The following is a 14,829-nucleotide window of genomic DNA, read 5'->3' as shown; positions in this document are numbered from 1 at the left end:
AAGGAGGACGATCAAATGAAAGATTTCATTTCAATGGAAGTATTGCCAAAACAAGACATCCTTTCTTATGTGAAACGAGCTAATCGACTGGCAACGAAAGGGTATCAGTCCTTTCAAAGACAATTATTTGCAGCCAACTTGTTTTTTGAACCAAGTACAAGGACGAAGATGAGCTTCGTTGTGGCAGAACGAAAGTTAGGTATGGAAGTATTAGACTTTGCCACTGATCAATCGAGTGTACAAAAGGGAGAAAGTTTATATGATACAGCACGAACGTTTGAATCAATTGGAGCGAATTTGTTGGTCGTTCGACATCCTGAAGAAAATGTTGCCAATCAATTAGCAGCATCACTTTCGATTCCTGTCATTAATGCTGGTGACGGAACAGGGGAGCATCCGACACAATCTTTATTGGATTTATTAACGATTTATCAAGAATATGGTTATTTCGAAGGATTGAAGATCGTGATTGCAGGTGATATTAAGCACAGTCGTGTCGCCAGATCAAATGCGTATGCTCTGTCGAAATTAGGATGTGATGTCTTTTTTACCGGTATGCAAAAATGGCAAGATGATCGTCTACCTTTTCCAACAGTATCAATGGATGAAGCAGTAGAAATGTGTGATGTGTTAATGTTACTGCGCATTCAACATGAACGTCATGACAATCAGTATCACTTTAATAGCATGAGTTATTTGCAACAATACGGATTAACAACAGAGCGAGAGGCGAAAATGAAAGATCATGCCATTCTTCTACATCCAGCCCCTGTCAATCGAGGGGTCGAGATGGATACAAGTTTAGTTGAGTGTGACCGTTCGCGAATCTTTAAACAGATGGAGAATGGCGTAGCTGCAAGAATGGCCGTGATACAAACACTTTTGGACCAGGGGGGACAACGGAATGGCAAAACTATTAACCAACGTCAAGCAATTATCGGATAACGGTAGCTTAACAACAGTAGAAATTTTGATGGAAGATGGCCTCATCCAAGCCATGGGGTTATCACTGCCTAGAGAAGGGGTAGAGGTGATCGACGGAAAAGGTTATTTCGTTTCACCTGGATTTGTAGATGTGCATGTTCATTTACGAGAACCAGGTGGTGAAGCAAAGGAAACCATTGCAACAGGTACGAAAGCAGCCGCTCGTGGCGGTTACACAACCGTATGTGCGATGCCGAATACGACACCTACACCAGACAGCGTGGATGTATTAGAAGATATTCAAAAACGAATTCAGCATACTGCCCACATTCGCGTGTTACCTTATGCCTCCATTACAGAAAGGTTAGCGGGTGAGCATTTGACGGAAATGAACGCGTTGAAACAAGCTGGAGCGTTTGCTTTTAGTGATGACGGTGTGGGGGTCCAATCGGCTGATCAAATGTTTCAGGCGATGAAAGAAGCAGCAGCCATCGATATGCCGATTGTCGCACATTGTGAGGAAAACAGTTTAGTATATCATGGGGTGATGCATGAAGGATATGTAAATAAAACGTTAAACTTACCTGGCATTCCATCGGTCAGTGAGTCTGTTCAGATTGCACGTGATGTGTTATTAGCGGAAGCAGCGGGTTGCCATTATCACGTATGTCATGTCAGTACAAAAGAATCAGTGCGTGTGATTCGTGATGCCAAGCGAGCAGGCATTCGAGTGACAGCTGAAGTGACGCCACACCATTTGCTAACGAATGAAACGTCAGTAACAGAAGATCATGGAAACTTTAAAATGAACCCGCCACTTCGGGCAAGTGAAGATCAACAAGCACTGATTGAAGGACTAAAAGACGGCACGATTGATTTTATAGCAACGGATCATGCACCGCACACCGAAGAAGAAAAGGCAAGAAGTATGAAGGAAGCCCCTTTTGGTATTGTCGGATTTGAAACAGCATTTGCCTTGTTATACACCCATTTTGTTCAGACAGGGACATTCAGCTTAAAGCAGTTAGTTGATTGGCTAACCGTTAAGCCCGCTCAAAGCTTCAACCTGCCATACGGACAAGTGGAAGTAGGAAAAAGTGCAGATGTCACTTTAATAGATTTAGAGAAACGACATACAATTCAAAAAAATGAGTTTGTTTCAAAAGGAAAAAACACGCCATTCCATGGCTGGGAAGTAACGAGTAAACCTATAATGACAATGGTTTCAGGACATATTGTATATGAGGAGGAAACGAGATGAAACGTCAACTTGTGCTAGAAGATGGTACAGTTTTTACTGGTGAAGCGTTTGGCTCAATGAAGGAATCAGTAGGTGAAGTTGTTTTTAACACGGGAATGACTGGGTATCAAGAAACGTTATCCGATCCGTCCTATTGTGGTCAAATTGTGACGATGACTTATCCGTTAATTGGTAATTATGGCATTAATCGAGATGATTTCGAGACGATCAATCCTGCAGTCTTTGGTTTTGTTGTGAAAGAATTTTGTGATACACCGTCAAACTTTCGTAGTGATGAAGATCTCGATCAATTTCTTCAAGCAAATGATATTCCAGGAATTACTGGGGTGGATACACGTAAATTGACGAAAATTATTCGCCAGCACGGCACAATGCGTGGCATTTTAACCGCAGCAGAAACTGAAGAAACCGATCCATTAAAAAAGATAGAGGCTACACCTCGCTTAAATGATCAAGTGTCAAGAGTTTCGACAATTAAACCATATGTATCACCGGGTCGAGGATATCGGATAGTGTTAGTTGATTTCGGCATGAAACATGGGATATTACGTGAACTAACTACACGGCATTGTCACGTAACGGTTGTCCCATATAATTATAGCGCAGAAAATATTCTTCGATTGAAACCTGATGGCATGATGTTAACCAATGGTCCAGGTAATCCGAAAGATGTTCCTGAGGCGATTGAGATGATCCAAAAAGTGATTCCATCGATACCGACCTTTGGCATTTGTCTTGGACATCAGCTATTAGCACTTGCCTGTGGAGCCGATTCAGCGAAATTAAAATTCGGACATCGTGGATCCAATCATCCCGTCTATGACTATGAAACGAAGAAAACTTATATGACATCACAAAATCATGGATATGCCATTACGAAAGAATCGATAGAGAAGACAGAATTAGAATTGACACAAATTGCGTTAAATGATGATACCGTTGAAGGAGTGAAACATACGACATACCCAGCTTTTTCGGTACAATATCATCCAGAAGCATCACCAGGACCTGATGATACCAATCAATTATTTGATCGTTTCTTACAAATGATTGAAAACTATCAAACACAACAAAAGGAGGAAACGACTCATGCCAAAGCGTAATGATCTCGAAAAAATCTTAGTCATTGGATCTGGTCCGATTATCATTGGACAGGCAGCAGAATTTGATTATTCAGGAACACAAGCTTGTCAGGCGTTGAAAGAGGAAGGGTATACCGTCATATTAGCAAATTCCAACCCAGCTACAATCATGACGGATCATACCATTGCTGATACGGTGTATATGGAGCCATTATCGGTTGAATTTTTATCTAAAATCATCCGTAAAGAACGCCCTGATGCTGTTTTACCGACGCTTGGCGGACAAACAGGATTAAATTTGGCGGTAGCACTTGATGACTCAGGTATATTAGAAGAATATAATGCCGAACTGCTTGGAACCAAACTAGATGCCATTCAACAGGCAGAGGACCGGGAGAAATTCCGTACGCTGATGAATGAAATTGGTGAGCCTGTACCTGAAAGTCAAATTGTAAATACGATTGATCAAGCATTTGAATTCGCTGAAAGAATTGGTTTTCCTTTAATTGTCCGTCCGGCATATACGCTCGGTGGCACTGGTGGCGGTATGTGTTACAATGAAGCAGATTTGCAGGAAATTACGCGTAACGGGCTTGCTTTATCCCCTGTGAATCAGTGTCTCATTGAGAAAAATATTGCTGGGTTTAAGGAAATTGAATATGAAGTGATGCGTGACAAAAATGATCAAGCCATTGTGGTGTGTAATATGGAAAACATTGATCCAGTTGGTGTTCATACTGGAGATTCGATTGTCGTTGCACCATCTCAGACATTGAGCGACCGTGAATATCAATTATTACGTTCAGCTTCCTTAAAGATTATTCGAGCTTTAGAAATTGAAGGGGGTTGTAACGTTCAATTGTCGCTGGATCCACATAGCTTCCAATATTACATTATTGAGGTGAATCCACGAGTGAGTCGTTCTTCCGCGTTGGCTTCTAAAGCGACAGGTTATCCGATTGCGAAAATCGCAGCGAAAATTGCGATTGGGATGACGTTGGATGAAATTAAGAATCCTATTACTGGTACGACGTATGCTTGTTATGAACCTGCTTTAGATTACGTTGTCTCAAAGATTCCACGCTTTCCATTCGATAAATTTGTTACCGGAAATCGTCAGTTAGGCACGCAAATGAAGGCGACTGGTGAGGTCATGGCGATTGGTCGTAATTTCGAAGAATCTATGCTAAAAGGGGTTCGTTCCCTAGATATTAGTGGTGAAGATTTTTATTTAACTTCTTTAGCCGAGCTTGATCAAGAAGCTTTAAAAGAACGGTTGATTACACCTGATGACGAACGGATTTACGTATTAGGTGAAGCGTTACGCAAGGAAATCACAGTGGAAGAGATTCATCAATTAACGAAAATTGATCGCTTTTTCTTAGAAAAATTAAAGAAAGTCATTGATATCGAAAAACAATTAGCGAATCAACGTTATGATGAAGAAGCTTTACAACAAGCGAAAGAACTCGGATTATCTGATACACAGATTGCTAGATCTTGGGGTGTTCATGTCGATGAAGTGTATCAGATGCGAATGAATCAAAACATGTTACCAGTATATAAAATGGTAGATACCTGTGCAGCAGAATTCGAATCAGCTACCCCTTATTTCTATAGTGCTTATGAAGAAGAAAATGAATCCGAAGTGACAGATCGGAAGAAAGTACTCGTCGTGGGATCAGGACCGATTCGAATAGGACAAGGAATTGAATTTGATTATGCGACAGTGCATTCGGTACTTGCATTGAAAGAAGCTGGTTATGAAGCCATTATTATGAACAGTAATCCAGAAACAGTCTCAACTGACTTTAGTGTATCGGATAAGCTTTATTTCGAACCACTTACTTTAGAGGACGTCATGCATGTCATTGAGTTAGAAAAACCTGAAGGCGTCATCGTCCAATTTGGTGGGCAAACGGCGATTAATCTAGCAGAAGGATTAGAACGCCGCGGTGTGCGCATATTAGGGACAGCGATGGAAGCCATCGATGCAGCGGAAGATCGAGATAAATTCGAACAATTGTTACATGATTTAAATATTCCGCAACCAAAAGGCAGAAGTGTGCGTCAATTGGATCAAGCGAAAGAAACCGCTCATGCTATCGGTTATCCCGTACTTGTTCGTCCATCTTATGTGATTGGCGGAAGTCAAATGGAGATTGTTTACAATGAAGCGGAATTAGAAAATTATTTAGAGAAAACAAATCATATTCATCACCGCCATCCGGTATTGATTGACAAATATCTGACCGGCATCGAAGTCGAAGTAGATGCAATTAGCGATGGTGAAACAACCATTATACCTGGAATTATGGAACATATTGAACGAGCAGGTGTCCATTCAGGAGACTCGATTGCAGTTTACCCATCACAAAGGTTATCTGATGACATTAAAAATAAATGTGCCGATATTACGATCAAAATTGCTGAGAAGTTACAAGTGAAAGGATTACTAAACATTCAATTCGTTGTGCATGAAGATGAAGTATATGTTTTAGAAGTGAATCCACGAGCTAGTCGTACTATTCCATTTTTAAGTAAAATTACGAGCGTAACGATGGCCAATATTGCGACACGCTGCATTATCGGTGAATCGTTAGCGGAAATGGGGTATGACAAAGGTGTCTTACCAGAACCTGATACGGTATCAGTGAAAGTCCCTGTATTCTCTTTTGCGAAATTACGTAGTGTGGATACAATGCTTGGACCTGAAATGAAATCAACCGGTGAAGCAATCGGTCGTGATCAAACGTTAGAAAAAGCATTGTATAAAGGACTCACTGCTTCTGGGCTCAAAATTCCTATGGAAGGTGCTGTGTTACTAACTGTAGCTGATAAAGATAAACAGGAGGCATGTGACATTGCCACTCGTTTCCATGAATTAGGGTTCCATCTATATGCCACAGAAGGTACGGCAAAGGCAATTGAAGATCTCAATCTACCGGTTACTCCAGTTGGAAAAGTAGGAGCAGAAGGACGTAATGTGTTATCAATTATTGAAAACGGCGAAGTTCAAGTCGTTGTCAATTCACTGACTTCTGGACAAAAACCTCGTTCTGACGGTTTCCGTATTCGAAGAGAGGCCGTAGAACATGGAATTGCGTGCTTAACGAGCTTGGATACCGCTGAAGCAATTGTGAATGTGATTGATTCAACGACGTTTACTGCAAGACCAGCAGTAGAAGGGAAGGCAGTTGTATTGTGATAAATAAACAGTTATTGCCAATCGAACACATACGAGAAATTGCTGAAGAAACGTTTGAAGTTGTCCTTCATTCGGAAATAAGCGCCGAATTAAAGCCAGGTCAATTTGTGCATATTGCATTACATGGCCACATGTTGCGTCGACCGGTTTCTGTAGCGGATGTTGATGCGAATGCGAAAACATTTACAATTATTTTTAAAATTTTTGGTGAAGGTACAAGAGCGTTAAGTCAATATCAACAAGGCGACAACCTTGATGTTTTATTACCATGTGGCAGTTATTATCCAGTGGAGTCACTGTCTCTAGATCATGCTTTACTCGTTGGCGGAGGGATTGGAGTCCCTCCTCTCTATTATTTAGGCAAAACATTGCAAGAAAAAGGAGTTCACGTAACAAGTGTCCTAGGCTTTCAATCAAAATCACAAGTATTCTATGAAAAGCAGTTTCAACAATTAGGTGATACGTATATTGCAACGAATGATGGTAGTTATGGTACTCAAGGTTTTGTGACAGATATCATTCAGCAATTAGATGAACCGATCGATTATTATTTCACTTGTGGCCCAACACCGATGCTTAAAGCGGTAACGAATCAGTTACAAGACGAGAATGGCTACATTTCTTTAGAAGAACGTATGGGTTGTGGTGTGGGGACATGTTACGCGTGTGTTGTTCCATTACGGCAAAATCCGAAAGAATCGAAAAAAATATGTAAAGACGGTCCTGTATTTTCGGCAAATGAGGTGATGCTTCAGTGAATACAACAGTCAATATTCCTGGTTTATCGCTAAAAAACCCAGTCATGCCAGCGTCTGGTTGTTTTGGATTCGGCAAGGAATACAGTCAATTTTACGATCTTAGTAAACTGGGAGCGATTATTGTCAAGGCAGCAACAGGTGAAACTCGTTATGGAAATACAACACCACGGGTTGCTGAAACATCCAGTGGTATGCTAAATGCGATTGGTTTACAAAATCCTGGTGTGGAACGAATCGTAGCAGAAGAATTACCATTTCTACGTACGTATGAGACTTCTGTCATCGCAAATGTAGCGGGAAGTACGGTAGAAGAATACGTAAAAGTGGCGAATGGACTGAATCATTCTGTGGATATCTCTGCTTTAGAGTTAAATATTTCTTGTCCCAATGTTAAGGAAGGTGGCGTTCAATTCGGTACGGATCCAGAGTTGGCCAAAGAAGTGACTTATAAAGTGAAAGAAGTGAGTCGTTATCCCGTCTATGTCAAATTGTCTCCTAACGTGTCGGATATTACAACGATGGCAAAAGCAGTTGTAGACGGTGGGGCTGATGGTCTTTCGATGATCAATACACTGACAGGCATGCAAATGAACTTGAAGCAGCGTAAACCAATCATCGCCAATCAAACAGGTGGCTTGTCGGGTCCAGCCATTAAACCCATTGCCATTCGTATGATTTATCAAGTCCGCCAGATGATGGATGTGCCTATCATTGGTATGGGGGGCATTGTGACCTCAGAAGATGTTCTGGAATTTTTGTTAGCCGGTGCCAATGCGGTAGCCGTTGGAACAGCGAATTTTCAAAATCCTTTCGCATGTCCTGAAATCATTGAACAATTACCAAAAACTTTGCATCAATATGGTTTTTCGTCCGTAGAGGATGCAATTGGAAAGGGGCATGTCACGTGAAATATCCATTTTTTCTTGCGCTCGATTTTGAAGACGCAGAGCGTGTGAAGCAATTTATCGAATCGAATCAATTGCAAGGAGTTCCGGTAAAAGTTGGGATGGAGTTATTCTATCGGGAAGGGCCACCTATTATTGAATGGTTAAAGGAACAAAAACATCCGATCTTTTTAGATTTAAAACTTCACGATATTCCAACAACTGTTGAAAAAGCAATGAATAATATTGCTTCTCTTGGGGTTGATATCATTAATGTTCATGCTGCTGGTGGGAGTGAGATGATACGAGCAGCCAAAAGAGGGCTTGAGACAGCAGTCAATCAAAACGTACCGAAACTCATTGCTGTGACTGTCTTAACTTCAATGGATGAAGCGACGTTACAACATGAATTACAAGTGAAAGAATCTGTTGAAGATGCAGCCATTCGCTTAGCGAGGTTATCGAAAGAAAATGGAGCAGATGGGGTGGTTTGTTCAGCGCACGAAGCAAGAAACATTAAAAGCGTATGTGGAGAAGATTTTCTTACTGTTACACCTGGGATTCGCCTTCAGCGCTCAGATCAACACGATCAGAAACGTGTCGCTACACCCGCTTTTGCAAAAGCAAACCAGGCTGATTTTTTAGTGGTTGGTCGAAGTATTACCCAAGCTGAAAATCCGAAAGCCAATTATCATCGTGTGATAGAGGAGTGGAATAATGCGTAATTCAAAACAACTTGCCAATGCATTATATGAAATCAATGCAATACAGATCCGTCCTGATCGCTCATTTGTATGGACATCAGGTATTCACTCACCCATTTATTGCGATAATCGTTTAACTATGTCATTTCCAACTATTCGTCGGCAAATTGCTGAACAGTTTGCTGCACTAATTCAAGATAAAGGAGAAAAACCTGATGTAATTGCTGGCTGTGCGACAGCGGGGATTCCACATGCAGCATGGTTAGCTGAGTATTTAAACGTGCCCATGGTGTATGTACGCTCGAAACCAAAAGGACATGGGAAAGAAAATCAAATCGAGGGCAAAATAGAACCAGGCGATAAAGTCATTGTCATAGAGGACCTTATATCAACTGGTGGCTCTGCGATTGATAGTTCACTAGTCCTAAAGAAAGCAGGAGCAGATGTATTAGGTGTGTTTGCTATTTTTAGTTATGGATTAGAAAAAGCAGCTGAAAACTTTCGAAAAGCTAACCTTTCTTATGCGACTATTACCAACTTTGACGTGTTGTCGGAAGCATTAGTTGAAAATAAGGAAATTACCGAAGAACAAAAGCAGGACTTAATCGCTTGGCGAGACCAATTAGGAAATGATGGATAACATTTCCCGGGAAACCGCATAATGTTCATGAATTCGAACATTTTCGACTTTGACATGATAAAAATCATCATATGAAAGCGGAGCATTTCATCAAATCGATGGGGTGCTCCGCTAAATATTTGCACTTGATCCATACGAATTAAGGTAACTGTTTCACTTTTTGTTGAATGGGTATTCGAGTCTTTGGTTCAACGTGTTCCACTGGATAACCGACACCAAATAGACCGATCACATCATAGTTATCAGGAACCCCTAGAATGTCACGATTTCTTTCTGAACTTCCCATCGATGACCAGAACGTACAAACACCTTCTTCTGCCCAAGCGGCCAGTTGAAAGTTTTGGATAAAGCAGGCCGTTGCTAATGCATTTTCTTTTGTTTCGAAATCATGGCGACCATCCTTTGATAGTACCGCTAATACAAGTGGGGCTTGATGGAAGTTAGTTTTATGATTTAATTTTTGTCTCGTTTCATCCCCAACGATCAATACTTCCCACGGTTCAGTCATTCGGTGGTTTGGAGCTAGTGTTCCAGCTTCAAGCCATTCGTATAGTTGATCCATACTAATTGGATCTGGTTTAAAACTTTTGGTATTTCGTCTTGTTTTAATCAAATCTATGAAACTCATGATTTGCCTCCTTAATAAATAGATAATGACAAAAAACAATGCACATGTTTAATTGGTTCGATCATTCACCTTTTGTTGATTCAATGGCATTGCGTTTTTCGTTCTGTCTTTTTCATCAAGATGGAATAATTGCCGAAATTCATTCAGAACCATATCCATCGCTTTTAACTCACCAATTAAGATTTGCTGAATCGATTCATATTCGGGCTGATCTAATTGTTGTTTAATAGTTGAACGCTTTTGCTCCATCATGTCCATAAATGCAACCGCTTTTCCACGGCGAAATGTTTTTGCTTTTTGTTTCTTGTCGTGAGATTGATGGCTTCTATGTTTCTCGTGTTGCTTTTTTTCTTGGTGTGATGACTGATTCACAGTTACACCCCCTTATGTCTATGTCTATAAGCATAATTGTATACAAATGTATACAATTATGCAATCATTACATATATTATGTGGAGAAGATTTGCTTCAAACAGAAGAAATGAAAGTAGCTGTTTGCATGAAAAATTCATATATGCTTCAAATAGAAGAAGTAGAAGCGCTTGTTTGCATCGAAAATGAGTATATGCGTCAAACAAGGAGTTCAAGAACGTATATTTGCATTGAAAATTCATTTATCATTCAAACAGATGTAAGAAACGACGCTGTTTGCATAAAAAATTGATAAAAAATGATAAGAAAACCCCCAAAGCGAGTCTCGATCTCATCTCACTTCGGGGGCCGTTTACCTTATTCTGATTCATTGTCTTTTAGTTCTCTCAAAAAACGATTTTCTGGTGTCACATAAAGTGTCTTTTGATGATCATAGGTGACAAAGCCAGGTTTTGCTCCATTTGGTTTACGGACATGACGAATCCGCGTATAATCAACTGGAACAGAAGATGATTGGCTCGACTTGCTGAAATTTGCTGCTAGCTGTGCTGCTTCATAAAGTGTCTCTTCATGTGGATCATTTGAGCGAATGACAACGTGTGAACCAGGAATGTTTTTCGTGTGTAACCATATATCATCTTTATTCGCGATTCGACTGGTTAGATATTCATTCTGCTTATTGTTTTTGCCGACTAAAATTTCGATACCATCGGAAGAAACAAACTTTTCAGGTGTTGGTTTATTCGCCTGTTGTTTCTTCTTATTGTTACTTTTCGCTTTCTTTTTCACGTAGCCTTGTTCTTGTAGTTCTTCTCTGATTTCCTCAATATCTTGCTCACGAGCATGTTCGATTTGTTCAATGACTTCTTGTAAATATTCAATCTCTTCATAAGCCTTTTTCTTTTCTTCTTCAACCATTAACTTCGAATTTTTTAATTTATGATATTTTTTAAATAATGATTGCGCATTTTCGCTTGGTGATTTATTTTCATTTAACGAAATCGTGCGCTTGATTTGATCAGGATGATAATAGTCGACGACTTCCACTTCTTTATCACCTGGAGTCACAAGATGCATATGTGCTGTTAATAGCTCGCCATCACGCTGGTAATTAGCCGCATCTTTTGCTTGGTCTAAAGTTTGATCTAGCTTCTTTAATTTTCGGTGATTTTTATTGATCTCATTTTTGAGCATTCTTGTTAAATCACCAGCTTTCTGCTTAACGCGATCTCTCTCAGCTTTTCCAGAATAGTAGTGATCCAGCAAAGAGCTGACGGAGGAAAATTCTTTTATCTCACCTTGTTGTGTCGTCAGAGGTAATACATAAAAGGTTTCTTTCTTTTTCCCGTACATGATTTGTGGTTGATATTCATGATTCAAGAGCTGATCGCGAATGTTTACAAATGTTTCTTTATAATCAGAAAGTGTTCCTAAATGGGTGCGATTGATCATTTCCTTTGCAAGCAATGGAGACATACCCATAAATTGATCAACGATTTGTCGATCTAATTTTCCTGCATTAAAATCAAGTTTCTGAATAAACTTGTCACCATCGATGGTAAATGGATTCAGTTTTCCTTGCGTAGGTGGCATTTTATAAGGACTGCCCGGTAAAAGGGTTCGATGCCGATTTTGACTGGCAGAAATATGTTTAATGCTATCGAGAATGACCTGTTTTTCTTGATCGATTAAGAGAATGTTACTATGTTTTCCCATGATTTCCATACATAAGGTCATATATTTTACGTCACCAATTTCATTTGTTGTACGAAACTGAAGTTGAACGATTCTTTCGTTTTCTGTTTGTTCCACTTTTTCGAGAAAACTTCCACTTAGATACTTTCGTAAGATCATGCAATACATAGTTGGTTCTTTCGGGTTTTCGTAATGATCATTCGTTAAGTGAACTCTTGCATAACTTGAATGTGCAGATAGCAGTAACTTCTTGTTTTTTCCATAACTACGAATGCTCATAACAATTTCAGTTTCAGTCGGATGATATATTTTTAACACGCGTCCCGTTGCGAGTTGTTGATCTAATTCATGTGTGATGGCGCGTGTCACCATTCCATCAAATACCATATTCAATCACCTCGTCATTTTATTATAGCATGTTCTTTAACTGTTCGATATGAATACGTCAATCAATCACGAATTTTCAATTGTCTATTGGTCGTTTTTTTTGGTATGATGTTTATGGTAACCGTTGATAGCCTATACTTGAAGCGGATGGGTGTGTGGACAATTGAAAAGCATGACTGGATATGGTAGATCTGAGCTTCATCAAAATGATCGCAAATTATCTGTAGAGATTCGTACAGTGAATCATCGATATTTAGATGTACGTACACATATGTCGAATGCATTCGTACATAAAGAAGATGCTATGAAAAAAATTATCCAACAAACGTTAAAAAGGGGTCGAGTTGACGTATCACTGACCGTTGATGGACCGCCTTTACAAGAAAAAAGCTTGCAAGTTGACTGGCACTTAGCGCGTCAATATATTCAGCAAATGAAAGAACTGCAACAAGCGTTTGACTTAGACGGTGACATTCATATCGATATGCTTACCCGTGTACCGGATATTGTGGAAGTTACGGATCAGTCAGAACAAGATCAAACGAACATGGTGGACGAGATTTTACAGTTAGTCCAGAAAACGGTGCGTGAAGTGGATCAAATGCGGTTAACCGAAGGACAAGCACTACAAGTTGACCTCAAGCAACGAATCGATCAAATGAAACATCAAGTAAATGATTTGGGCGATCGCCGTGAAATTGTTATAATAGAGTATCAAGAACGCATTAAAGAAAGAATTGAAACACATTTACAACACGCTTCTGTTTATGATGAGAGCCAATTACGACAGGAAATCGCTTTATTGGCTGAAAAGGGAGATATTTCTGAGGAATTAACGAGATTACATAGTCACTTTGTGCAATTTGAAGAAATGTTAGATGAAGTTGAGCCGGTTGGTCGCAAACTTGATTTTATTTTACAAGAAATACATCGTGAATTGAACACCATCGGTTCAAAGTCTAATGACACAAAGATTTCAGCAACCATTGTACAGTTAAAAAGTGATACAGAAAAATTAAAGGAACAGGTACAAAATGTGGAATAACACCATCGACTTGACCGTTTCGGTTTATCTGTTGCCACAAAAAGAGTAAAGTGGTTGGTAGAACTAAAGGGGGAAACTCGAATGAGTTTAAAATTAATTAATATTGGCTTTGGAAATGTAGTTTCAGCAAATCGGATTATATCGATTGTTTCACCAGAATCTGCACCGATTAAACGTATTGTGACAGTGGCTAGAGACAATGATAAACTAGTGGATGCTACGTATGGTAGAAGAACAAGAGCAGTCATTATTACAGATAGTGATCATGTAGTCTTGTCAGCTGTTCAACCTGAAACGGTCGGACAACGCGTTTTGAGCCATGACGAGATTAGTGAAGAGTAATTAGGAGGAACGGTTTTGATGAAAGAAAAGGGAATATTATTTGTGTTATCTGGTCCTTCCGGTGTGGGAAAAGGTACCGTTCGTAAAGCATTATTTGAACAAGATACGGAATTAAAGTATTCAATTTCGATGACGACGCGACCGATTCGCGAAGGTGAACAAGAAGGTGTCGATTATTTCTATCGCACACGGGAACAGTTTGAAAACATGATCGATGAAAATAAAATGTTAGAGTATGCAGAATATGTCGGGAATTATTATGGCACACCAAAAGCTTATGTAGAAGAGATGTTGGACAAAGGGCACGATGTTTTTCTTGAGATCGAAGTTCAAGGTGCGATGCAAGTAAAACAGAACTTTCCACATGGGGTTTTTATATTTCTGATTCCACCAAGTTTAGAAGAACTGAAAAATCGCATTATCGATCGTGGAACAGAATCTGAACATTTAATTTCTAGTCGTCTAGATGAGGCCAAAAACGAAATTGAAATGATGGAAGCTTATGATTATGTTGTTGTGAACGATGATGTTGATCATGCAGTCCGTAAAGTACAATCCATTGTACAAAGCGAACATTGTAAAAGAGAGCGTATTGCGAAACAATATAAACAATTATTGGAGGTGGATGAACGATGATTCTGGAACCGTCAGTTGACCGGTTGCAAACAAAAATTAACTCAAAGTACACATTAGTGACGTTAGCAGCTAAGCGGGCACGTCAAATCCAATTAACGAAAAGACATCAATTGGAGAATCCGCAATCTGCTACGTATGTTGGGTTAGCACTAGAAGAAATTATGGATGACAAATTAAAGGTGAAGAACGACGAATAATCACCCCCCTCGCATTGCTTTTTTAGCTTGCGAGGGTTTCTTCTATCAAACCGTTCTGTTATTTCG

16 protein-coding genes are annotated in these 14,829 nt (G+C 39.7%); 13 read left to right on the top strand and 3 right to left on the bottom strand.

What is annotated here, in order from left to right; genetic code table 11:
• Positions 1-15: 15 nt before the first annotated feature.
• Genes J416_RS01070 through pyrE form a run of 8 tightly spaced genes read left to right on the top strand, consistent with a single transcriptional unit; the run spans position 16 to position 9,461 of the window.
• The gene (locus J416_RS01070) at positions 16-945 is read left to right on the top strand and encodes an aspartate carbamoyltransferase catalytic subunit (protein ID WP_003463104.1); all 930 of its coding nucleotides are present in this window, start codon (positions 16-18) and stop codon (positions 943-945) included.
• A complete protein-coding gene (locus tag J416_RS01065) occupies positions 905-2,185 on the top strand; it encodes a dihydroorotase (protein WP_003463102.1) in 1,281 nt (426 codons plus the stop codon). Before J416_RS01070 ends, J416_RS01065 begins: the two co-directional genes overlap by 41 nt.
• Complete coding sequence (locus J416_RS01060; protein WP_003463100.1) at positions 2,182-3,288, top strand: carbamoyl phosphate synthase small subunit; 1,107 nt, start codon at positions 2,182-2,184, stop codon at positions 3,286-3,288. Before J416_RS01065 ends, J416_RS01060 begins: the two co-directional genes overlap by 4 nt.
• Positions 3,275-6,475, top strand: a complete 3,201-nt coding sequence (gene carB, locus J416_RS01055; protein WP_003463097.1) for a carbamoyl-phosphate synthase large subunit — start codon at positions 3,275-3,277, stop codon at positions 6,473-6,475. The genes J416_RS01060 and carB overlap by 14 nt, the downstream gene beginning before the upstream one ends.
• Entirely contained in the window at positions 6,472-7,233 is a 762-nt protein-coding gene (locus J416_RS01050; RefSeq protein WP_003463090.1) for a dihydroorotate dehydrogenase electron transfer subunit, read from the top strand. The genes carB and J416_RS01050 overlap by 4 nt, the downstream gene beginning before the upstream one ends.
• The gene (locus J416_RS01045) at positions 7,230-8,141 is read left to right on the top strand and encodes a dihydroorotate dehydrogenase (protein WP_003463081.1); all 912 of its coding nucleotides are present in this window, start codon (positions 7,230-7,232) and stop codon (positions 8,139-8,141) included. The genes J416_RS01050 and J416_RS01045 overlap by 4 nt, the downstream gene beginning before the upstream one ends.
• Positions 8,138-8,842 (top strand): orotidine-5'-phosphate decarboxylase, encoded by a 705-nt coding sequence (gene pyrF / locus J416_RS01040; protein ID WP_003463074.1) that lies wholly within the window; start codon positions 8,138-8,140, stop codon positions 8,840-8,842. The genes J416_RS01045 and pyrF overlap by 4 nt, the downstream gene beginning before the upstream one ends.
• The gene (gene pyrE / locus J416_RS01035) at positions 8,835-9,461 is read left to right on the top strand and encodes an orotate phosphoribosyltransferase (protein ID WP_003463072.1); all 627 of its coding nucleotides are present in this window, start codon (positions 8,835-8,837) and stop codon (positions 9,459-9,461) included. Before pyrF ends, pyrE begins: the two co-directional genes overlap by 8 nt.
• A 139-nt stretch (positions 9,462-9,600) precedes the next feature.
• Here pyrE and J416_RS01030 read toward each other — a convergent pair whose 3' ends face one another.
• Both J416_RS01030 and J416_RS16090 read right to left on the bottom strand, forming a co-directional pair.
• Positions 9,601-10,089, bottom strand: coding sequence for a nitroreductase family protein (locus J416_RS01030; RefSeq protein ID WP_003463070.1), 489 nt, complete (start codon positions 10,087-10,089; stop codon positions 9,601-9,603).
• Between the two features lie 48 nt (positions 10,090-10,137).
• On the bottom strand, positions 10,138-10,461 hold the full coding sequence (locus tag J416_RS16090) for a hypothetical protein (protein WP_003463067.1): 324 nt from the start codon (positions 10,459-10,461) through the stop codon (positions 10,138-10,140).
• A gap of 91 nt (positions 10,462-10,552) precedes the next feature.
• Here J416_RS16090 and J416_RS01020 point away from each other — a divergent pair, with 91 nt between their 5' ends.
• Positions 10,553-10,753 (top strand): hypothetical protein, encoded by a 201-nt coding sequence (locus J416_RS01020; RefSeq protein ID WP_040512498.1) that lies wholly within the window; start codon positions 10,553-10,555, stop codon positions 10,751-10,753.
• Positions 10,754-10,818: 65 nt separating this feature from the next.
• On the opposite strand, the gene J416_RS01015 is transcribed toward J416_RS01020, so the two are convergent.
• Positions 10,819-12,543 (bottom strand): Rqc2 family fibronectin-binding protein, encoded by a 1,725-nt coding sequence (locus tag J416_RS01015; RefSeq protein WP_003463050.1) that lies wholly within the window; start codon positions 12,541-12,543, stop codon positions 10,819-10,821.
• A 172-nt stretch (positions 12,544-12,715) separates the two neighbouring features.
• Here J416_RS01015 and J416_RS01010 point away from each other — a divergent pair, with 172 nt between their 5' ends.
• From J416_RS01010 to rpoZ, 4 genes are all read left to right on the top strand, one after another.
• Positions 12,716-13,588 carry a YicC/YloC family endoribonuclease gene (locus tag J416_RS01010; protein WP_240407232.1) on the top strand — a complete coding sequence of 291 codons (873 nt, stop codon included), beginning with the start codon at positions 12,716-12,718 and terminating at the stop codon, positions 13,586-13,588.
• An 81-nt stretch (positions 13,589-13,669) separates the two neighbouring features.
• On the top strand, positions 13,670-13,930 hold the full coding sequence (gene remA, locus J416_RS01005) for an extracellular matrix/biofilm regulator RemA (RefSeq protein WP_003463047.1): 261 nt from the start codon (positions 13,670-13,672) through the stop codon (positions 13,928-13,930).
• 15 nt (positions 13,931-13,945) lie between these two features.
• Entirely contained in the window at positions 13,946-14,566 is a 621-nt protein-coding gene (gene gmk, locus J416_RS01000; RefSeq protein WP_040512495.1) for a guanylate kinase, read from the top strand.
• Positions 14,563-14,763, top strand: coding sequence for a DNA-directed RNA polymerase subunit omega (gene rpoZ, locus J416_RS00995; protein WP_003463036.1), 201 nt, complete (start codon positions 14,563-14,565; stop codon positions 14,761-14,763). Before gmk ends, rpoZ begins: the two co-directional genes overlap by 4 nt.
• Positions 14,764-14,829: the final 66 nt, after the last annotated feature.

This window comes from Gracilibacillus halophilus YIM-C55.5 (assembly GCF_000359605.1).
Lineage (GTDB): Bacteria > Bacillota > Bacilli > Bacillales > Amphibacillaceae > Gracilibacillus > Gracilibacillus halophilus.
This window is presented reverse-complemented; position numbering and strand designations above follow the sequence as displayed.